Source organism: Yoonia sp. SDW83-1, from assembly GCF_046762885.1.
Taxonomy (GTDB): domain Bacteria; phylum Pseudomonadota; class Alphaproteobacteria; order Rhodobacterales; family Rhodobacteraceae; genus Yoonia.
Map to the genome: position 1 here is coordinate 185,824 of NZ_JBKQXO010000008.1, position 18,562 is coordinate 204,385.

The following is an 18,562-nucleotide window of genomic DNA, read 5'->3' on the forward strand; positions in this document are numbered from 1 at the left end:
GCTGGTTAATTAGCGAGTTGGAGTTTTTTGAAATGGTTACAAAGCGAGCAACCGGAATCCGTGTCCTGCTGGCAACGACGTCATTCGGTGTGTTGGCCACAATGGCCGCCGCGCAGTCTGACAGGACAGTGATCCTTCAGGCCTCAGATGGCGGGATGGCCATTTCAGGCGAGTTGTTGGGCATCGATAACAACAGCTATCATCTCAGCACTGCTGCCGGGGAAATGACAATTTCCCCCGACGGTGTGACCTGTTTCGGCAATGCCTGTCCGACGGTTGAACCTGTCTTTCAGCGCGGTGGAGCGGTCATGCTGACAGCGCCTGACAGTTCGATGAACATCGCGGGCAAAATAGATGCAGTGGAAGGCGACCACTATATCATTCAGACCGAAGGCCTGGGCATGATGCAGATCAGGACAGAAGGGGTCACGTGCAGTGGTCCGGGATGTCCAAGCGGCTTGATATTAAAAGCGTCGGCGACGGCACCTTCGCCCGCAGCGCCACGTGTCAATCCGGCCAGCGCGCGGGTCCGTTTCGCGGGTTCCGATACCGTGGGTTTGGGTCTGCTGCCCTATCTGATGGAGGACTATGCCGATTTTCTGGGCGCGACAGCGCAGAAAACCGATCTTTCGGAAACTGAAACCTACATGCGTTATGTCAACGCATCAGGAGTTGAGGTCACAAGCCTGTTTGCCAACTCTACCGGGTCTGGCGACGCGTTTGACGCGCTTGAAGTACGCGGCGCCGAATTTGGCATGGCATCACGACCTGCCAAAGACAGCGAGGCTGCACGCCTGATCGCCGCCGGTGCTGGCGAAGTGCGCAACACCGAAAATGAAACTGTCATCGCAGTGGACAGCCTTGCCGTAATCACCCACCCCAGCAACCCGGTGCGGGACCTGAGCATGGGCGAGATTGGTGCGATCTATCTGGGCCAGATCACCAATTGGTCGCAGGTTGGCGGGCCGAATGCCCCGATCACCGTCCTGTCACGCGAAGACGGGTCCAGCACCCGTGGCGTCTTTGAAAAAGCTGTGTTTTCGGGTGAAGAGCCACCGCTTGCCGCGCGCGTCACCTATCCTGGCGGGGACAACCCTGAAATGGCCGCAGCAGTGCGCAACGATCCCTACGCCATTGGCTATGTCGGGTTTGCCTATTCCGAGGGCCTGAACCGGCTGGACCTGACCAGCGAATGCGGAATTACATCAACGGCCACATCGTTCGCAGTGAAGACAGAGGAATACCCGCTGGGTCGTCGTCTTTATCTTTATAACCGGCCCGACAACCTGCCATCGGACGCCCGGCGGTTCCTGCAATATGCACTGTCACCCGAAGCCGATGATGCCATTGCACAATCCAGCTTTGTGAATTTCGCGGTTGAACGGACGGTGCAACCACGATCGCGTATTGACAACCTGTTTCGCGATTTGGTGGATCAGTCGGAGTTCCGTCTGGCCAGCCAGTTGCGTGACGACCTGCGCGACTGGGATCGCCTGTCCACGACGATCCGTTTTCCCACCGGCTCATCTGCGCTGGGCAAGAAGGAACTGAACGACATCGATCGCCTGATTGCCTATCTGGAGGATCTGCCAAACGGTACGCGGGTGGCTATCGTGGGTTTTGCTGACAGTGTGGGTGGCTTTGAAAACAACGTTCGCCTGTCTGGACGGCGTGCCCTTTCTGTGGCGCAGACGATTAGCAGTATTGGCGGCGACCGCTTGTCGGGGATCAGCTTTGAACGGCGGGCCTATGGCGAATTGGCACCATCGGTCTGCAACACGGAAGCAAACGGCCGGACGATCAACCGCCGCGTGGAACTGTGGGTGCGCAAGTAAAGCGCCCAAGTAAAACCAACTGAAATAGGCGGTCCGAGCAGGACCGCCTATTTGGTTAGGCAGTGAATAGCCCTTCGGGCGGGTCCACGATGATCCGGCCTGCACTCAGATCGACGGTTGGCACGTTGGCCTGGGTAAACGGCAGCAGCACGGTTTCGGCCTGGCCCGGTACGGCGATTTCAAGCAGATCGCCAGCGCCGTGGTCCATCACGTTCTTGACCGTACCCAGCGTGGCGCCGCCTGTGTCCAGTACGGTCAGGCCGATCAGGTCGGCATAGTAATATTCGTCATCCGGCAGGGACGGCATCTGCGCCCGGTCGGCATAAAGGCTGACATTGCGCAGCGCGTCTGCGTCCTCCTTGGTGATCACGCCATCCAGCCGAGCGGCGAAACCGTTCTTCATTTGACCGGTCAGGACGATCTGGGCAAAGGCGCGCCCGTCTTCGGTATAAAGCGGGGTGTAGTCGGCAATGGCGGCAGGATCGGCGCAATAGGATTTTAAGCGCACCTCGCCCTTGACGCCAAATGCGCCGCCGATGGCCCCAACGATTACGCGGTCAGTCATTGGTCAGGTCCACTCCTACACAGATATCATCGATCCAAAGACCACCGCCACTGGTGCATGTATCCTGTGCATTGTTTCGTTCAAACAGGATGCCCGCAACGAAAGCGAAACCTGTGAGGATGATCAAACGCAGCAGGCGGAACATGCGGCCTCATAAAGCCAAGGATGGGCCCGCCCCAAGCCTGAACGCTCGGGGCAAGGCAAGGGGTCTTACTCTTCAGCCGCAGCCTCTTCGGCTGGGGCGTCCTCTGCAGGGGCCTCTTCCGCAGGCGCGTTGGCGGCTTCTTCAGCGGCTTTGGCCTTTTCTGCCTTCTCCTCGGCGCGGGCCTGTGCGGCTTTGCCAGGTGTGCCCTTCTTGGGGTTGCTGCGGTCTTTCTTGGGCAGCTCGCCAGCAGCTTCCAGCATGCGCGACACACGGTCGGTTGGCTGTGCGCCTTCGCCCAGCCAGTATTTCACGCGCTCCATGTTCATCTTGACGCGCTCTTCGCTGTCTTTTGGCAGCATCGGGTTGTATGTGCCCAGTTTCTCGATGAAACGGCCGTCGCGAGGCATACGGCTGTCAGCGGCGACAATCGCATAAAACGGACGTTTCTTTGAGCCGCCACGGGCCAGTCTGATCTTCATTGCCATCTGGTTTTCTCCTTTAAGATGGGTTTGAGGGGGATGCCCCTCAGGATTGGTGTTGTTTGTGGTGTTGGATCACTTCCTGAATGATGAAGTTCAGGAATTTCTTGGCAAATTCCGGGTCAAGATCGGCCCGGTTTGCAAGATCGGTCAGCCGCGCGATCTGCTGTTCTTCGCGCGCGGGGTCGGACGGGGGCAGGGCGTGTTCGGCCTTGAGCCGACCCACAGCCTGTGTGTGCTTGAACCGCTCGCCCAATGTGTAGACGAGGATGGCATCAAGCCGGTCGATGCTTTCGCGGTGGCCTTTCAGGACCTCTGCGGCACGGGTGACGGCATCAGTCATTGCTGCCTCCTTTACTGGTATAACGATAGGCGACCACATCATCGGTGCGGCGTGGATGCGGGGTGCCTTTCACGGCCCCCAGCTTTTCGGCGATGCGGATTGATGGCGTGTTCGCCTCTGCGATGTAGCTGACGAATGCGTCGCCATAGATATCGCGGCACAACGGGAGCAGCGCCGATGCTGCCTCGGTCGCATAGCCATGCCCCTCGGCGGCTTCGGTCAGAAGCCAGCCCAGTTCCGGGTCTGGATCGCCAAACTCATGCCCCAGCAGAACCATGCCCTGCACGGCCCCATCCCGGGTACAGATCGTCAGCGCGCCATGCCCGCGCAGAACCCATCCTGCGACAAGCTGGTTGAAATCCAGCCAGGCCGCTTCCGGCGTGAAAGGCCCGCCGATATGGATTGAGCGATCGGTGGTCCAGATCGGTTCCAGCACCGCCCAGTCGTCGATTAGGGGCAGGCGCAGGATCAACCGGTCGGTTTCAATCACGGGCACGGCGTTCTGAAGGGCCTTGATCTGGTCCAGCGCGTTTATGGGGCGGTTCGTCCAGGGTGTCATGCTGCACCCCTCATATGACGATAGACCAGCGTGCCTTCATCTTCGGGGGCCTTAGCATCGGGGTCCAGAACGCCGCCCAGCTTTTGCGCCACGCGGATCGAAGCATCATTGCGTTCACCGATATAGCTGACAATGCTCGGCAGGTCCGTGGTGGCGAAGGTGTGATCCAGAATGGCCCGTCCGGCCTCGGTCGCCAGCCCAAGGCCGTCGAAACCATCAAAGACGAACCAGCCGCATTCAGGCTCAGGAAAATGGGGCGGATGCACAAGGCCGACGCCACCGGCAAGCTTGTCGCCATAAACCATCGCCAAGGTTCCAAACCCATAAAGTGCCCATGTGGCAACATCATTTGTGAACCACGCCCAGGCCTTATCGCGGTCAAAAGGCCCACCCATGTAACAGGCACGCTCTGAGGCCATGAAACCCGCATAGGCAGCGAAATCATCGCGCCGGTAGGGGCGCAGGGTCAGCCGTTCGGTGTGCAGGGTCGGGATCATGCGCAATCCCCCGGTGCCGGATGCCGCCAGATATGCAGGGTGCCATAGGTCGGATGATCATAGGTTTCGCCGTCCATGCACCCCATGCGCCGGGCCAGTGCGACGGAGCGCGTATTGGATGGATCAATCAGGCTGACCGCAGTGGTCCAACCCAGCGTGTCATAGGCGTAAGCGCGCGACGCCATTGCGGCCTCATAGGCGATCCCGCGCCCTTCTCCCGCTTCAAAGACAGACCATGCGATTTCTGGTTCCGGCCAATCCTCGGGATAGAACAACCCGACAATGCCCAGCGGTTGGTCGGTCTCGCGATCCGCCACCATCCAGCGGCCATAGCCGCGCAAGGTCCAATGCCCGATGATCTCGGCCAATTGGTCAAAGGCTTGGGCGCGGGTGTAGGGCCCGCCAAGCAGCTTGGCCCGGTCCGATGCGCGGAACGCGGCGTAAGCATCAAAATCGTCCCAACAGGGCGCGCGCAGCGTCAGGCGTTCTGTCTGAAGCACGGGGATCATGCCGACACCTCCGGTACAGGATGCCGATAGACCAGCGTATCCGGGTAAGCCTCTGGCTTGGGAGCATTATCGTCACGCACCGCCCCCAGCTTCTCCGCCAAACGGATCGAACGTGTATTCTCTGACGCGATATAGCTGACAGCCGTGTGCCAGCCCAGCACCTCATAGGCATGTTTCACGGCTGCGGCGGCCGCCTCAGCCGCCACGCCTTTGCCTTCCAGATCACCTGAAAGGATGATCCAGCCAATCTCGGTCTCGGGCCAATCCACCGGGGTCCACGGGCCGATCAGACCAACCGCCGTGTCATCGCCGCGCAAGGTGACGGTCCACATGCCATAGCCATGGATCTCCCAATGGCCCAGCTCTGAAGCGAAATGGCGCCAGCTTTTGCCCAGCGTGGCAGGACCACCCAATGAGGCCGCGCGTTCCGAAATATAGAAATCACGGAATGCCGGCCAGTCGGCAGGTGTGGGGCGGCGCAGGATCAGGCGCGGGGTCTGCAAGGTCGCGGTCATGCGCCAACCCCCGGATGCCGGTAGATTGTGACACTGACATCGCTGTCATATGCCTTTTCACCATCCGGCACACAGCCCAGCTTTTCGGCCAGCGCGACGGAGCGGGTGTTTTCCGAGGCAATCAGCGACATCAGCGGGGCAAAGCCAAGTGTCCGATAGGCATACTCGCGCACCGCCAGAACTGCCTCATGGGCAAGGCCCTTGCCTTCAAAACGCTCGTACACTGCCCAAGCCAGTTCCGGTTCGTCCAGATCAATCGGATGGCGCAGTTGCGTGCGTCCGACCGGCGTGCCGGTGGCTGTTTCGGTCATGAAGAACGCACCGTACCCGCGGGCGATCCACTGACCGAGACCCTGCATGCAACTGTCCCAACTGTCGCGAGGGTCATCCGTCGGGCCGCCCAGAAACCTGGAGCGATCCGTGGCGCAAAATGCATGAAACGCCTCGTAATGCGCCATGCTGAACGGGCCCAGCGTCAGCCGAGATGTGGTGAGGGTGGGGATCATGACGCGTCCGCCATGAAACGATAGGTGACGGTTGGTTTGTCATTGGGCGGTTGGGCTGCCGGATCAACCGTAGCGCCGAGGCGTTCAGCAACGCGCATCGAGGCGGCGTTGTCGGGGTGGATATGGGCGACGACGGTCTTTAGATCAGTTCTTTGCCAGGTCCACGGGATCAGGACGCGCATCGCTTCGGTAACATATCCCTCACCTTCAAACCGTTGGTCCCAAAGGCTCCATCCAAACTCCGGTTCCGGCCAGGTCATCGGATACCATGGCCCAAACATACCGATTACGGTGCCATCATGCAGGCAGGCGGTGAATGAAGAATAACCGCGTAAAATCCACAGGCCGGTCACATGACCCAATGCATGTGAGATGGTTGCGCGATCTGTGATCGGACCGCCAACATATTGCGACCGGTCACTGCGCAGATAGGCTTCGAATACCGGGAAATCCTCCAGCATTGGCACCCGCAGCGTCAGCCGATCTGTTGTAAGTGTCGGAATCATGCGCGCACCTTGTCCAGTTGGACCTTGGCGCGGGTGTCGTCATAGCGCAGGTGGCGGAATACGATGACCTTCTCGTCCTGTACCGTGGCGCGGCGTTCTTCCTTGCAGCCCAGCCGAGTGGCCAATTTGATCGAGCGGAAATTGGTGGGGGCAATCAGCGAAATCAGCGGCTCCAGACCCAGTTCCTTGCCGGCCCATTCGCGGATGGCGCAGGCCGCCTCGAACGCGTAGGATTTGCCTTCGAACCCGTCATACATATGCCAGGCCAGTTCCGGCTGCGGCCATTCGATATGGTTGAGAATGCCGACGCGGCCGGCCGCAATCCCGGAGTCCTTTTCGACCACGGTGAAAAAACCGTAACCATGCCAATTCCAATGGCCGATCCCGGCCAGAAACCCGCGCCATGCATTGCCCTCGGTATCATTGCCGCCCACATGCACCATGCGTTCGGATCGCGTGAGCCACGCGGTAAACGCCGCGAGATCGCGCTTTTCCGGGCCGCGCAGGATCAGCCGCGCCGTATGGAGGGTGGGGGCGGGGGTCATCGGTTACTTCTTCTTTCCGAAACCCGACAGGCCGGGGGGCAGTTGCATGCCGCCGCCGCCCAGTCCGGGCAGACCGCCGGGCATCTTGCCTTGCAGTTCCTTCGCGGCTTTCGCCATCGCCTCGGGGTCGTTCATGTCGGGCATGCCGCCACCCTTGTCGAACATGCCTTTCATGGCCTGTTTCAGCATGCCGCCTTTGCCCATCTTCTTCATCATGCCCGCCATCTGCTTGTGCTGTTTCACAAGGCGGTTGAGTTCGGACACTTCCAGACCGGCGCCTTTGGCAATACGCTTCTTACGGCTGGCGGCGAGCAGATCGGGGTTCGCCCGTTCTGCCTTGGTCATGGAATTGATCAGGGCGATCTGGCGTTTCAGGATGCTGTCATCGAACCCTGCCTGATCCATCTGCTTGGCCATTTTCGCGGCCCCGGGCATCATGCCCATCATCCCTTCCATGCCGCCCATCTTCATCATCTGTTCAAGCTGCATTTTCAGGTCATTCATGTTGAACCGGCCCTTCTGGAACCGCTTCATCATGCGTTCAGCCTGTTCGGCCTCGATCGTTTCCTGCGCCTTTTCGACAAGCGCTACGATATCGCCCATGCCCAGGATGCGACCCGCGATCCGCTCCGGCTCGAACGTTTCGATCGCGTCCATCTTTTCGCCAAGACCGACAAAGCGGATCGGCTTGCCTGTGATCGCCCGCATCGACAGGGCGGCACCACCGCGCCCGTCACCATCCATCCGGGTCAGGACCACGCCGGTCACCCCGATCTTGTCGTCGAACTCCTGCGCGACATTCACCGCGTCCTGACCGGTCAGACCGTCAACCACCAGCAGCGTCTCGCGCGGGTTGGCGACATCACGCACCTCGGCGGCCTGCGCGATCAGTTCCTGATCGATATGCAGGCGGCCCGCAGTGTCGAGCATATAGACATCATACCCACCAAGGCTGGCCTGCGTCTTGGCCCGCTTGGCGATCTGCACCGGAGTTTCACCGGGGACAATCGGCAGGGTATCCACACCGATCTGCCCACCCAGGATCGCCAGCTGCTCCATCGCGGCAGGCCGGTTGGTGTCGAGCGAGGCCATCAGCACCCGCTTGCCCTCACGCTCTTTCAGCCGCTTGGCAAGCTTCGCGGTTGTCGTCGTCTTACCCGAGCCTTGCAGACCGACTATCAGGATCGGGGCAGGGGGATTGTCGATCTTCAGCGCGCCGGGATCATCATCCCCGGTCAGCACATGCTTCAGCTCATCATGGACGATCTTGACGACCTGCTGGCCTGGGGTGATCGACTTGGTCACTGCCTGACCGGTCGCCTTGTCCTGCACGGCCTTCACGAAATCGCGGGCGACGGGCAGGGACACGTCAGCCTCCAGCAAGGCCACCCGCACCTCGCGCAGGGCGGTTTTGACATCATCCTCTGACAGCGCACCCTGCTTGGTCAGCTTGTCGAAAACACCAGACAGGCGTTCGGAGAGATTTTCAAACATCGGCCAAGGCCCTCATGTCGTTTCGGTTGCCACGCATATATAAGAACGCGCGGCTAAATGCAGTAGCGCCCCCGTGGGCGCAACGCGCTGACGGAGGGCGATCCCCTGATATCGGGGACCGGAAAGCTGACGCTATCCGGGTGTTGTGCGGCGTTTACGCCTGCCTTTGGCCTGAGTCAACATCCATGGCCAGCCAGGCGTTAATCACGTCAACCGTTCGCTGCGCCCCGGTCCCGCCTGTATAAACCTCGGTCACCGGGTGAATCCCTGCGTCCATGCCGCCGTCCAGTACGAGGGCGACCCGATATGTCTCGCCATCATTGGAATGGTTGGTCTGCACCATGGCGTGGCTCAGATGATGCAAGTCATGCCTGATCTTGCGGCGGCCCCGTACCGTCGCATGGCGCAACTCCAGCAGATTGCGGCTGCGGTCAAGGATGAGGTCATCGCGGCGCACGAAGACGGCAAAAAAGATACCCATAAAAACCGGCCCAAACAGAAACATCATGGCGGCGGTATCGTATTGCCCTGCGGCCAGGTTTTTCAGTCCCGCCGCCGAAAGGCCAAGGATCGTCGCAGCAAAGATGACCCCCAGCACCCAGGGGACTGATCGAAGGATCAACTGTTGAGGGGTATTGCGGACAATCGTCATGTCCGCCTATCCCGCAACACGCAGGCCAGACACGCCCAGCCAGCGGTTGATCGCGGCTGCGTCCCGTTCCGCATCCGGGCCGTCAACGAATATTTCGGTCACCGGCGCGGTGTCACGATGCACGCCGTTATCCAGCTCAAGAGCGGCGCGATATGCCGGATCGCCGTGGCGTGTCCGGCGGCTTTGCACGATAGCGCGGCGCAGATGATGCAGGCAATGCTGCGTTGTCTGATGGCCCAGAACACTTGCGTGATAAAGCTCGACCAGATTGCGCCGCCGATCCAGCACCAGATCGTCACGCCGGACAAACATGACAAAGAAAAGACCGGTAAATCCGGGCCCGAAGGCAAAACACAGAAATGCCGCGCCGCTATTGCCTCCGGCCATCAGGTACAAACCCAGACCGGTCAGCAGAATGATGGCGGCCACCAGAACCCCGCCCAGCACCCATGGGGCCGATTGCAGGATCAGGATATCCGGCTGATTGCGTACAATCTTCATGTGTAATAGGTAAGCCGACGGCCCTAGCGGATCAAGCGCACGACCTGTTCGCGATGCGCCATGGCCACGGTGGCCGACCCGGCCATCAGCAGCAGCATATGCCAGTAAGGCGGGCCAACCCAGATCAACAGCGCGCTTAGTCCAATGATCATCGTGGCCAACAGTAGCAAGCCGGCGAAACCTTCCGCACCACGCCTCCACAAAAGGGCGGCCCCCAGAACCTCGACCGATCCGGTGATGTAGCGGGGGAACTGGCCAAACCCGATCGCCTCGTAAATCGCGACATCGACGTGATAGCTCAGCAGCTTGCGCAGCCCGAAATAAAGGAAGGCCACGGTCAGCGCAGCTTTGAGAAGGGTCAGGGCAGTGGTCCGGTTCATCCCCCTCAGTTAGGGCGATTTTGGCGAAGTCACGCGCTGAATGAACTGCCCGATCTCGGCGACGGACGCGTCCGCTTCGGGGCTGCGCCCGACATTCAGATGCCAGACATGGGTGCGGCCGTGGCTGATATTCACCTCTACCGAAACCCCTTGGGCGCGCAGGGCATCGGCGATGGCGCGCGCATCATCGAGCAGTATTTCCGTGTCGTCTGCATGGATCAGGCAGGGCGGCGCGCCGGTGAAATCGCCCAGCACTGGCGACAATTCCGGGTCTGCCGGATCGTGGCCTGCGCGATAGGACTCCTTCCCGCGTCGCGCCCAACTGGGGGCGACGAGGTGGTCGGACTTTGCATTTGTGCGCAGGGACGCGCCGGTCATCCGCATATCGGTCAGCGGCGACAGGGCCACCACTGCGGCAGGCCGGGGCAGGTCACGGCTGCAAATGCGGTGCAGCAAGGCAAAAACCAGATTGCCGCCCGCACTGTCCCCGGCAATGCTGATCGGCCCCGCGTCCGGATCAGCGCAAAGGGCCTGATAAGCGACAGTCGCCTGATCCAAGGCGATGGGATAGGGGTGTTCCGGGGCCAGCCCGTAATGCAGGAAATACGCCCGCTGCCCGGCGGCGTCACCCAAGCGGGCGACCAGATGCCGGTACATGCGCAAGTTGCCGATCATGAACGCCCCGCCGTGGAGATAAAGCATCGTGCCCCCGGCAGGCTCCAGGCCCGTCTGGCAAAGCGTCACCTTCACCGTTTGATCCGCATGGGTCAGCGTCCGGTCGGTCAGCCGCAGATCGGCAGGGGCTTTCAGCGTCAGAACAGCGTTCAGATCAGCCACCTTACGGGCCAGCGGCTGATATCCGATCAGGGCAAGAGCCGGTTTCTGGACCAGCCGCGCATATAGGTTCCAGAATGTCTGGTGACGGGACAGCATGGGCGCACTCTTGCGGTGATGGGCAATGCGGTCAAGCGGTGGCTGACAGCGGCGCGCCGGGTTGCTAAGACATTGCTTCGATTGATGCGGCGTGCGCAGAACACCCCGGCGGCACCTATGTCGGAGGCTTCGCCGAAATTGCTGCAACCAAGCAGAAATATCACTAACAGGTGGGATGGTAGCAAGGCTTAGCGGCCCGGAGACCTCAGTTATCGCAGAACTGAAAAGCCTTGCGCGCCACGCTTTGATGACGAATTCTGTAGAAGTGTTCAGAGCAGGAGGTTTCTTTTTTGCCGTGCAGTGAAGACTTTGTTTGGGTTCATTTGGTTTTTTGGCCAATGGTGATCCTGCTGACTTACATTGTGTCCCGCCACAATCGCTTTGGCCTTAAGGATGCTATCTTGGCGGCGGTCGGCATGAAAAAGTTTGACTGAACTCTTGCGATCAACGCTTTGCATGCGTTGACTATCCTGTTGCCGTTAGGTCTCACGGTTTGGATCATTCAATCCTGTCCGGCTTGAGCGACCCGCCACCGGCCCTGCAGACCGGATCGCGGCCTACCAGAACATGCCTTATCTGATGATGACGGAGTGGCGCAAACCTTAGGCGGCCTGCGCTGCAATCACATCCTTGGCCACATGCACGGTGATATCCTCGATCCCGATGAACCGCAGCACCTGCCGCAGATGCGGGGTGGCGAAATCCACGGGGCTGTCCACCGGCACGCCGCCGGAGGCAACGGCGACCACCGCCCTTTTCCCCTCCAGCAGGCCAACCGGACCATCCTCGGAATAGGCAAAGGTGACTTTTGGACGCGCGATCAGATCAATCCAGGCTTTCAGGGCGGCGGGCATGCCGAAATTATACATCGGCATCCCGATGACAACGGTGTCAGCGGCCTTCAATTCAGCAATCAACGCGTCCGACAGGGCCAGGGCCGCGCGGTCGGCATCGGTGCGGTCTTCTTCAGGCACGAGGCGCGCAGTGATCCATGTGCCGTCCACCTGCGGCAGCGGGGTTGCGGCCAGATCGCGCGTCATCACCGTGGCCGGGTTCATGTCGGCAATCAGCTGGGCCGTGGCGGCGCGGGACACCGAACCGTCAGTGGTGCCAGAGGCGTTGATATGCAGGATAGTCTGGGTCATCGAATGCTCCTTGAGCGTGTAAATACTCTGTGATCCTTTATTTACTTCTTGTGCTCACGAACGAAATGCCTGATTTCTAACATCACATGTTTGCCAGCGCACAGGATACGCAAATGGACAATTGGGATGAAATCAGGACCGCCTTTCAGGTCGCGCGCAAAGGCACCGTCAGCGGCGCGGCCGAGCAATTGGGGGTCCACCACGCCACCGTGATCCGCCATATCGATGCGCTGGAACAGCGGCTGGGGGTCAAACTATTCCAGCGGCACGCACGGGGTTACACCGCCACCGAGGCCGGCCAGGACCTGTTGCAGGTGGCGCAGGCCACCGATGATCAGTTCACCCAGCTGGCAGGCCGGATCAAAGGGCAGGGCGAAGGGGTATCAGGCGATCTGGTGGTCACTTCCCTTGGCATGGCATCGCGTATGCTGACGCCGATCCTGGTCGATTTTCAGGCCGAACACCCCGAGGTGCGGATCCGCTACCGGACTGGCGACCGGGTGTTCCGGCTGGAATATGGAGAGGCGCATGTGGCGATCCGGGCCGGAACAATGCCGGAAGAACCGGACAATGTGGTTCAGCCTTTCATGCACCAGCAGATGGCGCTGGTCGCCTCTGACGCCTATGTGGCGCGGCACGGGCTGCCTGACGGGATCGACGATTTCAAGAACCATCATTTCGTGGTCCACGACAATGATAACAGCCGGGCCCCCTTTGCCCGCTGGCTGCGCGGGATGGTGTCGGATGATAGGTTTACCTATCGCGCCACTGATAACCGCAACATGCTGGATGCGATTCTGGCCGGGGCAGGGGTCGGCTTTGTTTTGGCCCAGGAACTGGCGCGGCATCCCGACCTGACCGAGGTGATCCCCCAGCAAGAGGAATGGGCGGCCCCACTCTGGCTGGTGACCCATGTGGATCTGCACCGGACGACCAAGGTGCAGGCCTTCCTGAAATTCCTCAAGGCCCGCATGAAAAGCATGGAAACCTGATGGCCCCGGCCCGTGCGGGCCATCTGGCCATGCTGCTGTTCTCGCTTCTTGTGGCGGGATCCTTTGCGCTGGGGGCGCTGGCGGCCAACCAGATCAGTCCGACAGCACTGAACGCAGTGCGGTTCTGGATTGCCGTGGTGATCATCGGGGTCGCGGCGCTGGCCACGACAGGGCTGCCGCGCAGTGCGGCTGCGGCCCCTTGGCGCTATGTGGTGCTGGCGGGGTTCTTTGCCACCTATTTCGTGCTGATGTTCGAAGGGCTGAAAACCGCAGCCCCGGTCAGTGCGGCGGCGGTGTTCACCCTGACGCCGATCCTGTCAGCCGGGTTCGGCTATATCCTTCTGCGGCAGGTTCTGACCCTGCGCATGGCGTTGGCGTTGACCATCGGGGCGCTGGGCGCGCTCTGGGTGATTTTCCGGGCGGATATTCAGGCGATCCTGCGGTTCGAGGTCGGGCAGGGTGAAGTCATCTATTTCTGGGGCTGCATGGCCCACGCGGTCTATACGCCGCTGGTGCGCAAACTGAACCGGGGAGAGCCCGCAGTGGTCTTCACCTTCGGCACCTTGCTGGCCGGGGCGGTGATGCTGACGGCATGGGGATGGGGCGACATCCGGGCGACAGACTGGACAGGCTTGCCGCCTATCGTCTGGGTGACGATCGGCTACACCGCGATCTTTGCCAGTGCGGCCACGTTCACCCTGCTGCAATTTGCCACCCTGCGACTGCCAAGCTCCAAGGTGATGGCCTACACATACCTGACGCCAAGCTGGGTCATCATCTGGGATCTCGCACTGGGCGGCACGGCACCGCCCGCACTGGTGCTGGCCGGGCTGGTCCTGACGGTGGTGGCGCTGGTGATGTTGTTGCGAGAGTAGTGGTTTCTGGATGGTCTGTGATGCGGGACTTAGCCGACATTCGTGATCCGTGAATGGAGGTCCGCTGTTAAGCCTTACTGAGATTATCAAAACAAGTCGGCACCTGCATCGCAATCTTCAAGTAAGATCAAAGCTCTTCGAAGTTGAGCCTCCCACAACCACTTCATTTCTTTGATTGAACTGGGGTCGCTGCCCCATTCAATCGCAGTAAATGCGGCGATACAGGCACAAATTCGCCAGTCCTCTTGCAAGTCGGCCAATGAATAGGTCAGCACGCCATTTGCCAAAAGCTCTTGGTGATAATTCAAAAGCAGCGATTTCTGAAGCGACCTCCTATCTTCTTCACGCCAAAAGGGCACGGCAGCATAAACGAGATCGGATGCACCGAGCCAAAGCCGCAAGGACCATTCGAAGGGTTGGCGGTCGATTAAGTAGAGCGGCGGACGACCTTTGATCCGTGATGTGCTGGTTAAGACGTTGGTAGGGTTTGGATCCCCATGGACAAGCGTAAGCCCGTTGCCGGCCACCGCGCGTTGCAACATGCGGCCCCCGTCGGCGTCGAATACCTTGATCAATCTCGCGCGTGATGATGCGTCTAGCGTATCTCCCAATTCATCAAATATTGGCTCTAAGCCTTTGGAAACATGTGTAATAAAGCGCGCGAAATCAGACGCCAGATCATGCGACCCCTCAGGATCTGCGTGAAGGCCCCAATGGTGCGCATGTAGTTTTCCCAGTGCACGGCCAAGGGCGGCTGCGTGTTCTGCATCCGGTTTGATCAGCTTGTGATCGTTATAGTCATTTCCCAAGTCTTCCAGAAACAAAACGTAGCCTTGACCGATACTTTGCGACGTCGCGAGATTGTTCCAGAGAGCGTGATAACACTGCGGGATCGGAGCATCGGCGAGCCCCAGATAATCGCGATTGTAGTAGTGAACTTCGGACGCCCCCAAAAACGTGTGACCGGGTGGGCATAGCTTGAAAATGCAAGTGCGCGGAACGCGTTCAGTTGGCGGATCATCCGCGAAGTTCAAACGGGCAGTGCTGCTATTATTCGCATCAATTGGCTGAAGCTCGAACGCAGGCAGTTGCAAACCATCATGCAGCACGCGCTCCAACCAGCTTTGACTTATCTCTTTGAGACTTTGTGGTATGAGGCTCTGGTTCAAATGGCTCTCTCCTGACAGCAGTATTCCAGTTTCCACTAAAGCTAAGCCAATTCGATTTCAAAAACGACGCAATAGCCGCCCTTCGAGCACCGCGCAGCATCGGTCAAAGGGGCTCAAACCAGCCGTCTGACTATAACACCACTGGGCACAATTTTGTCAGTGCTGCCTAGCCCTCAACCCAGCTTGCGATCTTTGCGGCGGCAGCCTCTGCCGACAAATCTGTCACATCCAGATTCAACAGATGCGGAAGGTCGCACCCGCTGAGCAAGGCGGCCCCGTTGTGATTGCGCTCGACCATGGCAGGGTCGCGCGGCTTGCGCAGGCTGTCCCGTCCCTCCGACATGATGCGGCGCTTGTTCTCTTCCAGATCGCAGTGCAGATGCACCATTCGTAATGGCCCGCGGCCTTGGGCCCGACGGGCGAACCGGGCCATGTCGGCCTCTGCGCCGCGTGCCGCATTTTCGGTCAGGACAGTTGTGAAAACCAGCGGCACCGTGACCGGCAGCCTGCGGATCAATTCATCCGCCAGATCCTCGACCGCATTGGTGGCATAATAGAAATCGGGTGACCGGAATTCTGTCAGGGCAAAGGCCACGTTGTAAACGCTGTGAATATCCAAAAGCCGCCCGCCCAGCCTGTCAGCCAGCGCCCGTCCGATGGTCAGTTTTCCGACGCCGGGATATCCGTTCAGGACGATCAGCAAGGGCGGCTCCAATGGTTAATGCCGCGTTTACATTTGCACCGTGCGCCCGGTTAAACCACCCAAAAAGGCGCAAGGGGTCCGACGCTTTGCCGACGCAAATCCGACGGGTTGCCGACCGCTCATTTTGGCCAGAACGCCTTTGTTAACTGGTCGAATCGATTTCGACCGCGCGGTGCCTGTTGCACACCCCACCGTGCGTTGCGCGGGGTCAGTCTAGCTCGCGCTCCAGAAACGCCTCGAACGCGTCCAGATCAATCGCTTCCATCTGTCCAAACGCCTGCATCCAGACCGACGCTTCGCGCAGCGCGTCGGGTTCCAATTTGCACCATTTTACCCGGCCACGCTTTTCCTGTGAAATCAGGCCGGCCGCCGTCAGAACCCCCAGATGCTTGGATATTGCCGCGAGTGACATCGCAAACGGTTCCGCCACATCGGTGACGGCCATGTCATCCTCTAGCAGCATGGCAAGGATCGCGCGGCGGGTCGGGTCGGCAAGGGCCGAAAAGATGATGTCGAGCGGTTGGGCCATGACCGCGATTAAGGGGTATCTAGGCAAAACGTCAACCATTCGGTTGAATATCAAATGCCATCCAAAGGGCGCGATCCAAGTATTATCGCTCCGGAAATTCACCACAAAAACAGAAGGTTAATCAGTATCTGCACCCGCTTGACTCTACCGCACCCCCACCCTAGACCGTGCACAACCTTTCGAAGGGTTTGGGACCAATGTCTGAACGCGACGACGCTGACCGCCTCAAGGCGCTAGAGGCGAAGATTGCGCAGCTCAAAGAGCCGGAAACGGTCAAGGACCACGCGGAAGAACATTATTCTCAGGCACAGTTGGCCTGGCGGATGGTGATAGAGCTTGTGGCCGGTCTCGCGATTGGCTTTGGCATCGGATACGGGCTGGATACCCTGTTTGGGACCATGCCGATTTTTTTGGTGCTGTTTATATTCTTTGGCCTCGCAGCCGGTGTTCTGACCATGATGCGATCCGCCAAAGAGGTGCAGATGAAGCAGCAAAAGTCTGCGAACGAAGAGGGTGACGCACGTGGCGACTGAAGACAAAGCCGAAGGTGGTCTGGTTTTCCATCCGCTGGACCAGTTTATCGTCAAACCGTTTTTCGGCGACGGTCCTGTGCAGTGGTACACCGTCACCAATGTGACAATCTGGATGGGCATTTCCTTGTTGGCGATCGTCGGGGTTTTCGTTCTGGGCAGCCGTGGGCGCGCCATCGTGCCAAGCCGTATCCAATCCATCGGTGAGCTGATTTATGGCTTTATTTACAAGATGGTAGAGGATGTGACCGGCAAGGATGGGGTCAAATACTTCCCCTATATCATGACGCTGTTCCTGTTCATCCTGTTTGCCAACTACCTCGCCTTGATCCCGATGTCTTATAGCCCGACATCGATGATTGCGGTTACGGCGGTTCTGGGTTTCGGCGTTTTCATCTGCGTGACGATCCTTGGCTTCGTGAAGAATGGCGCATCGTTCCTGAGCCTGTTCTGGATGTCGGACGCCCCGGCAATCCTGCGCCCCATCATCGCGGTGATCGAAGTGATTTCCTACTTTGTCCGCCCTGTCAGCCATTCCATTCGTCTGGCCGGTAACATTATGGCGGGTCACGCTGTTCTGAAGGTGTTTGCAGGCTTTGCTGCCCTGACGCTGGTCAGCCCGGTCGCGATCTTTGGCATTGTCGCCATCTACGGTCTGGAGGTCCTTGTGGCCGGTATTCAGGCTTATGTTTTCACTATTCTGACATGTGTCTATCTGAAAGACGCATTGCACCCTCATCACTAATGTTGGTGGGGTCGAACCCCACCCTACATCTCAACTTCCAATCGTAAGGAGAATTCACATGGAAGGCGAACTCGCACATATCGGCGCTGGTCTGGCTGCAATCGGTTCTGGTGCCGCTGCTATCGGTGTTGGCACCGTGGCTGGTAACTACCTGGCAGGCGCCCTGCGCAACCCATCTGCTGCTGCTGGTCAAACAGCAACACTGTTCATCGGTCTGGCCTTTGCCGAAGCCCTGGGGATCTTTGCGTTCCTCGTGTCGCTTCTGCTGATGTTCGCCGTTTAAGAACACACCCATATCCTTACGGTCTGGTGGTCGCTTTTGTGACCACCAGATAAACTTTCAAGGTATTCGGGGGCCAATCATGGCAACAGAAACAACAGAAGCCGCAGGTGTTTGCGTTGATGCAGGGGGCAGCGCCCTTGGCATGCCGCAGCTTTGTGCGGATTGGATGCCCAACCAGATTTTCTGGCTGATCATCACGCTGGCAGCGATTTATTTCGTGATGTCACGTATCGCATTGCCCCGCATCGGTGCGGTTCTGGCAGAGCGGTCAGGCACGATCACCAACGACATCGCTGCAGCCGAAGAGCTGAAGAACAAAGCGGCAGAGGCCGAAGCGGCCTATGAAAAAGCCCTTGTCGATGCGCGCGCCGAAGCCCAGAAGATCGTGGCGGAGGCAAAAGCCGAAATTCAGGCCGAGCTTGATGTCGAACTTCAGAAGGCAGATGCCGAAATCGCAGCCAAGACGGCCGAAAGCGAAAAGGCGATTGCAGAAATTCGCGACGGTGCTGTCAAAAGCGTAGCCGAAGTGGCCAAGGACACCGCCAAGGAACTGGTCGCCGTCATGGGTGGTTCTGCCGATGCCAAGACGATCACCGCCGCCGTGAATGCACGGATGAAAGGGTAAAT

27 protein-coding genes are annotated in these 18,562 nt (G+C 59.3%); 7 read left to right on the forward strand and 20 right to left on the reverse strand.

Features of this window, described 5'->3' with window-relative positions:
- The first annotated feature begins 32 nt into the window (after positions 1-32).
- Entirely contained in the window at positions 33-1,835 is a 1,803-nt protein-coding gene (locus tag ACFWW4_RS12375) for a substrate-binding domain-containing protein (RefSeq protein ID WP_411891135.1), read from the forward strand.
- Positions 1,836-1,890: 55 nt separating this feature from the next.
- On the opposite strand, the gene rimM is transcribed toward ACFWW4_RS12375, so the two are convergent.
- From rimM to ACFWW4_RS12460, 17 genes are all read right to left on the reverse strand, one after another.
- Positions 1,891-2,400, reverse strand: a complete 510-nt coding sequence (gene rimM / locus ACFWW4_RS12380) for a ribosome maturation factor RimM (protein WP_411891136.1) — start codon at positions 2,398-2,400, stop codon at positions 1,891-1,893.
- Positions 2,393-2,545 (reverse strand): hypothetical protein, encoded by a 153-nt coding sequence (locus ACFWW4_RS12385; protein ID WP_411891137.1) that lies wholly within the window; start codon positions 2,543-2,545, stop codon positions 2,393-2,395. The genes rimM and ACFWW4_RS12385 overlap by 8 nt, the downstream gene beginning before the upstream one ends.
- Before the next feature lie 65 nt (positions 2,546-2,610).
- Positions 2,611-3,030, reverse strand: a complete 420-nt coding sequence (rpsP, locus tag ACFWW4_RS12390; protein ID WP_393931717.1) for a 30S ribosomal protein S16 — start codon at positions 3,028-3,030, stop codon at positions 2,611-2,613.
- 40 nt (positions 3,031-3,070) lie between these two features.
- The gene (locus tag ACFWW4_RS12395; RefSeq protein ID WP_411891138.1) at positions 3,071-3,367 is read right to left on the reverse strand and encodes a chorismate mutase; all 297 of its coding nucleotides are present in this window, start codon (positions 3,365-3,367) and stop codon (positions 3,071-3,073) included.
- Positions 3,360-3,926, reverse strand: a complete 567-nt coding sequence (locus tag ACFWW4_RS12400; protein ID WP_411891139.1) for a GNAT family N-acetyltransferase — start codon at positions 3,924-3,926, stop codon at positions 3,360-3,362. The genes ACFWW4_RS12395 and ACFWW4_RS12400 overlap by 8 nt, the downstream gene beginning before the upstream one ends.
- Positions 3,923-4,423: a GNAT family N-acetyltransferase gene (locus ACFWW4_RS12405; RefSeq protein ID WP_411891140.1), complete on the reverse strand. Its 501-nt coding sequence runs from the start codon at positions 4,421-4,423 to the stop codon at positions 3,923-3,925. The genes ACFWW4_RS12400 and ACFWW4_RS12405 overlap by 4 nt, the downstream gene beginning before the upstream one ends.
- Positions 4,420-4,932, reverse strand: coding sequence for a GNAT family N-acetyltransferase (locus ACFWW4_RS12410; RefSeq protein ID WP_393931725.1), 513 nt, complete (start codon positions 4,930-4,932; stop codon positions 4,420-4,422). The genes ACFWW4_RS12405 and ACFWW4_RS12410 overlap by 4 nt, the downstream gene beginning before the upstream one ends.
- Positions 4,929-5,447 carry a GNAT family N-acetyltransferase gene (locus ACFWW4_RS12415; protein ID WP_411891141.1) on the reverse strand — a complete coding sequence of 173 codons (519 nt, stop codon included), beginning with the start codon at positions 5,445-5,447 and terminating at the stop codon, positions 4,929-4,931. Before ACFWW4_RS12415 ends, ACFWW4_RS12410 begins: the two co-directional genes overlap by 4 nt.
- Positions 5,444-5,953 carry a GNAT family N-acetyltransferase gene (locus ACFWW4_RS12420; protein ID WP_411891142.1) on the reverse strand — a complete coding sequence of 170 codons (510 nt, stop codon included), beginning with the start codon at positions 5,951-5,953 and terminating at the stop codon, positions 5,444-5,446. Before ACFWW4_RS12420 ends, ACFWW4_RS12415 begins: the two co-directional genes overlap by 4 nt.
- Positions 5,950-6,459 carry a GNAT family N-acetyltransferase gene (locus tag ACFWW4_RS12425; RefSeq protein ID WP_411891143.1) on the reverse strand — a complete coding sequence of 170 codons (510 nt, stop codon included), beginning with the start codon at positions 6,457-6,459 and terminating at the stop codon, positions 5,950-5,952. Before ACFWW4_RS12425 ends, ACFWW4_RS12420 begins: the two co-directional genes overlap by 4 nt.
- The gene (locus tag ACFWW4_RS12430; RefSeq protein ID WP_411891144.1) at positions 6,456-7,004 is read right to left on the reverse strand and encodes a GNAT family N-acetyltransferase; all 549 of its coding nucleotides are present in this window, start codon (positions 7,002-7,004) and stop codon (positions 6,456-6,458) included. Before ACFWW4_RS12430 ends, ACFWW4_RS12425 begins: the two co-directional genes overlap by 4 nt.
- A gap of 3 nt (positions 7,005-7,007) precedes the next feature.
- Positions 7,008-8,498 carry a signal recognition particle protein gene (ffh, locus tag ACFWW4_RS12435; RefSeq protein ID WP_411891145.1) on the reverse strand — a complete coding sequence of 497 codons (1,491 nt, stop codon included), beginning with the start codon at positions 8,496-8,498 and terminating at the stop codon, positions 7,008-7,010.
- Between the two features lie 154 nt (positions 8,499-8,652).
- Positions 8,653-9,150, reverse strand: a complete 498-nt coding sequence (locus tag ACFWW4_RS12440) for a hypothetical protein (protein ID WP_411891146.1) — start codon at positions 9,148-9,150, stop codon at positions 8,653-8,655.
- Positions 9,151-9,156: 6 nt separating this feature from the next.
- Positions 9,157-9,651, reverse strand: a complete 495-nt coding sequence (locus tag ACFWW4_RS12445; protein WP_411891147.1) for a hypothetical protein — start codon at positions 9,649-9,651, stop codon at positions 9,157-9,159.
- A 23-nt stretch (positions 9,652-9,674) separates the two neighbouring features.
- Positions 9,675-10,031, reverse strand: a complete 357-nt coding sequence (locus ACFWW4_RS12450) for a hypothetical protein (protein ID WP_411891148.1) — start codon at positions 10,029-10,031, stop codon at positions 9,675-9,677.
- Between the two features lie 9 nt (positions 10,032-10,040).
- Positions 10,041-10,964, reverse strand: coding sequence for an alpha/beta hydrolase (locus ACFWW4_RS12455; protein WP_411891149.1), 924 nt, complete (start codon positions 10,962-10,964; stop codon positions 10,041-10,043).
- A gap of 602 nt (positions 10,965-11,566) precedes the next feature.
- Positions 11,567-12,109 (reverse strand): FMN-dependent NADH-azoreductase, encoded by a 543-nt coding sequence (locus ACFWW4_RS12460; RefSeq protein WP_411891150.1) that lies wholly within the window; start codon positions 12,107-12,109, stop codon positions 11,567-11,569.
- Between the two features lie 113 nt (positions 12,110-12,222).
- Between ACFWW4_RS12460 and ACFWW4_RS12465 the strand changes: the two genes are divergently transcribed.
- Both ACFWW4_RS12465 and ACFWW4_RS12470 read left to right on the forward strand, forming a co-directional pair.
- Positions 12,223-13,101: a LysR family transcriptional regulator gene (locus ACFWW4_RS12465; RefSeq protein ID WP_393931872.1), complete on the forward strand. Its 879-nt coding sequence runs from the start codon at positions 12,223-12,225 to the stop codon at positions 13,099-13,101.
- Positions 13,101-13,976, forward strand: a complete 876-nt coding sequence (locus ACFWW4_RS12470; protein ID WP_411891151.1) for a DMT family transporter — start codon at positions 13,101-13,103, stop codon at positions 13,974-13,976. Before ACFWW4_RS12465 ends, ACFWW4_RS12470 begins: the two co-directional genes overlap by 1 nt.
- A gap of 86 nt (positions 13,977-14,062) precedes the next feature.
- Here ACFWW4_RS12470 and ACFWW4_RS12475 read toward each other — a convergent pair whose 3' ends face one another.
- The 3 genes from ACFWW4_RS12475 to ACFWW4_RS12485 all read right to left on the reverse strand — a co-directional run bounded on the left by ACFWW4_RS12475 (position 14,063) and on the right by ACFWW4_RS12485 (position 16,377).
- Positions 14,063-15,145 (reverse strand): phosphotransferase, encoded by a 1,083-nt coding sequence (locus ACFWW4_RS12475; protein ID WP_411891152.1) that lies wholly within the window; start codon positions 15,143-15,145, stop codon positions 14,063-14,065.
- A 166-nt stretch (positions 15,146-15,311) separates the two neighbouring features.
- Positions 15,312-15,848 (reverse strand): AAA family ATPase, encoded by a 537-nt coding sequence (locus ACFWW4_RS12480; protein WP_411891153.1) that lies wholly within the window; start codon positions 15,846-15,848, stop codon positions 15,312-15,314.
- A gap of 208 nt (positions 15,849-16,056) precedes the next feature.
- The gene (locus ACFWW4_RS12485) at positions 16,057-16,377 is read right to left on the reverse strand and encodes an ArsR/SmtB family transcription factor (protein WP_411891186.1); all 321 of its coding nucleotides are present in this window, start codon (positions 16,375-16,377) and stop codon (positions 16,057-16,059) included.
- Between the two features lie 197 nt (positions 16,378-16,574).
- Here ACFWW4_RS12485 and ACFWW4_RS12490 point away from each other — a divergent pair, with 197 nt between their 5' ends.
- From ACFWW4_RS12490 to ACFWW4_RS12505, 4 genes are all read left to right on the forward strand, one after another.
- Positions 16,575-16,910, forward strand: coding sequence for an AtpZ/AtpI family protein (locus ACFWW4_RS12490; protein WP_411891154.1), 336 nt, complete (start codon positions 16,575-16,577; stop codon positions 16,908-16,910).
- Positions 16,900-17,652, forward strand: coding sequence for a F0F1 ATP synthase subunit A (locus tag ACFWW4_RS12495; protein ID WP_393931775.1), 753 nt, complete (start codon positions 16,900-16,902; stop codon positions 17,650-17,652). The genes ACFWW4_RS12490 and ACFWW4_RS12495 overlap by 11 nt, the downstream gene beginning before the upstream one ends.
- Before the next feature lie 58 nt (positions 17,653-17,710).
- Positions 17,711-17,935 (forward strand): F0F1 ATP synthase subunit C, encoded by a 225-nt coding sequence (locus ACFWW4_RS12500; protein ID WP_008233394.1) that lies wholly within the window; start codon positions 17,711-17,713, stop codon positions 17,933-17,935.
- A gap of 79 nt (positions 17,936-18,014) precedes the next feature.
- Positions 18,015-18,560 carry a F0F1 ATP synthase subunit B' gene (locus ACFWW4_RS12505; RefSeq protein WP_411891155.1) on the forward strand — a complete coding sequence of 182 codons (546 nt, stop codon included), beginning with the start codon at positions 18,015-18,017 and terminating at the stop codon, positions 18,558-18,560.
- The last annotated feature ends 2 nt before the right edge of the window (positions 18,561-18,562 follow it).

Coding starts and splice junctions, on each gene's coding strand:
- ACFWW4_RS12375 (WP_411891135.1), top strand. CDS start 33: ATGGTTACAAAGCGAGCAACCGGAATCCGTGTCCTGCTGGCAACGACG.
- rimM (WP_411891136.1), bottom strand. CDS start 2,400: ATGACTGACCGCGTAATCGTTGGGGCCATCGGCGGCGCATTTGGCGTC.
- ACFWW4_RS12385 (WP_411891137.1), bottom strand. CDS start 2,545: ATGTTCCGCCTGCTGCGTTTGATCATCCTCACAGGTTTCGCTTTCGTT.
- rpsP (WP_393931717.1), bottom strand. CDS start 3,030: ATGGCAATGAAGATCAGACTGGCCCGTGGCGGCTCAAAGAAACGTCCG.
- ACFWW4_RS12395 (WP_411891138.1), bottom strand. CDS start 3,367: ATGACTGATGCCGTCACCCGTGCCGCAGAGGTCCTGAAAGGCCACCGC.
- ACFWW4_RS12400 (WP_411891139.1), bottom strand. CDS start 3,926: ATGACACCCTGGACGAACCGCCCCATAAACGCGCTGGACCAGATCAAG.
- ACFWW4_RS12405 (WP_411891140.1), bottom strand. CDS start 4,423: ATGATCCCGACCCTGCACACCGAACGGCTGACCCTGCGCCCCTACCGG.
- ACFWW4_RS12410 (WP_393931725.1), bottom strand. CDS start 4,932: ATGATCCCCGTGCTTCAGACAGAACGCCTGACGCTGCGCGCGCCCTGT.
- ACFWW4_RS12415 (WP_411891141.1), bottom strand. CDS start 5,447: ATGACCGCGACCTTGCAGACCCCGCGCCTGATCCTGCGCCGCCCCACA.
- ACFWW4_RS12420 (WP_411891142.1), bottom strand. CDS start 5,953: ATGATCCCCACCCTCACCACATCTCGGCTGACGCTGGGCCCGTTCAGC.
- ACFWW4_RS12425 (WP_411891143.1), bottom strand. CDS start 6,459: ATGATTCCGACACTTACAACAGATCGGCTGACGCTGCGGGTGCCAATG.
- ACFWW4_RS12430 (WP_411891144.1), bottom strand. CDS start 7,004: ATGACCCCCGCCCCCACCCTCCATACGGCGCGGCTGATCCTGCGCGGC.
- ffh (WP_411891145.1), bottom strand. CDS start 8,498: ATGTTTGAAAATCTCTCCGAACGCCTGTCTGGTGTTTTCGACAAGCTG.
- ACFWW4_RS12440 (WP_411891146.1), bottom strand. CDS start 9,150: ATGACGATTGTCCGCAATACCCCTCAACAGTTGATCCTTCGATCAGTC.
- ACFWW4_RS12445 (WP_411891147.1), bottom strand. CDS start 9,651: ATGAAGATTGTACGCAATCAGCCGGATATCCTGATCCTGCAATCGGCC.
- ACFWW4_RS12450 (WP_411891148.1), bottom strand. CDS start 10,031: ATGAACCGGACCACTGCCCTGACCCTTCTCAAAGCTGCGCTGACCGTG.
- ACFWW4_RS12455 (WP_411891149.1), bottom strand. CDS start 10,964: ATGCTGTCCCGTCACCAGACATTCTGGAACCTATATGCGCGGCTGGTC.
- ACFWW4_RS12460 (WP_411891150.1), bottom strand. CDS start 12,109: ATGACCCAGACTATCCTGCATATCAACGCCTCTGGCACCACTGACGGT.
- ACFWW4_RS12465 (WP_393931872.1), top strand. CDS start 12,223: ATGGACAATTGGGATGAAATCAGGACCGCCTTTCAGGTCGCGCGCAAA.
- ACFWW4_RS12470 (WP_411891151.1), top strand. CDS start 13,101: ATGGCCCCGGCCCGTGCGGGCCATCTGGCCATGCTGCTGTTCTCGCTT.
- ACFWW4_RS12485 (WP_411891186.1), bottom strand. CDS start 16,377: ATGGCCCAACCGCTCGACATCATCTTTTCGGCCCTTGCCGACCCGACC.
- ACFWW4_RS12490 (WP_411891154.1), top strand. CDS start 16,575: ATGTCTGAACGCGACGACGCTGACCGCCTCAAGGCGCTAGAGGCGAAG.
- ACFWW4_RS12500 (WP_008233394.1), top strand. CDS start 17,711: ATGGAAGGCGAACTCGCACATATCGGCGCTGGTCTGGCTGCAATCGGT.
- ACFWW4_RS12505 (WP_411891155.1), top strand. CDS start 18,015: ATGGCAACAGAAACAACAGAAGCCGCAGGTGTTTGCGTTGATGCAGGG.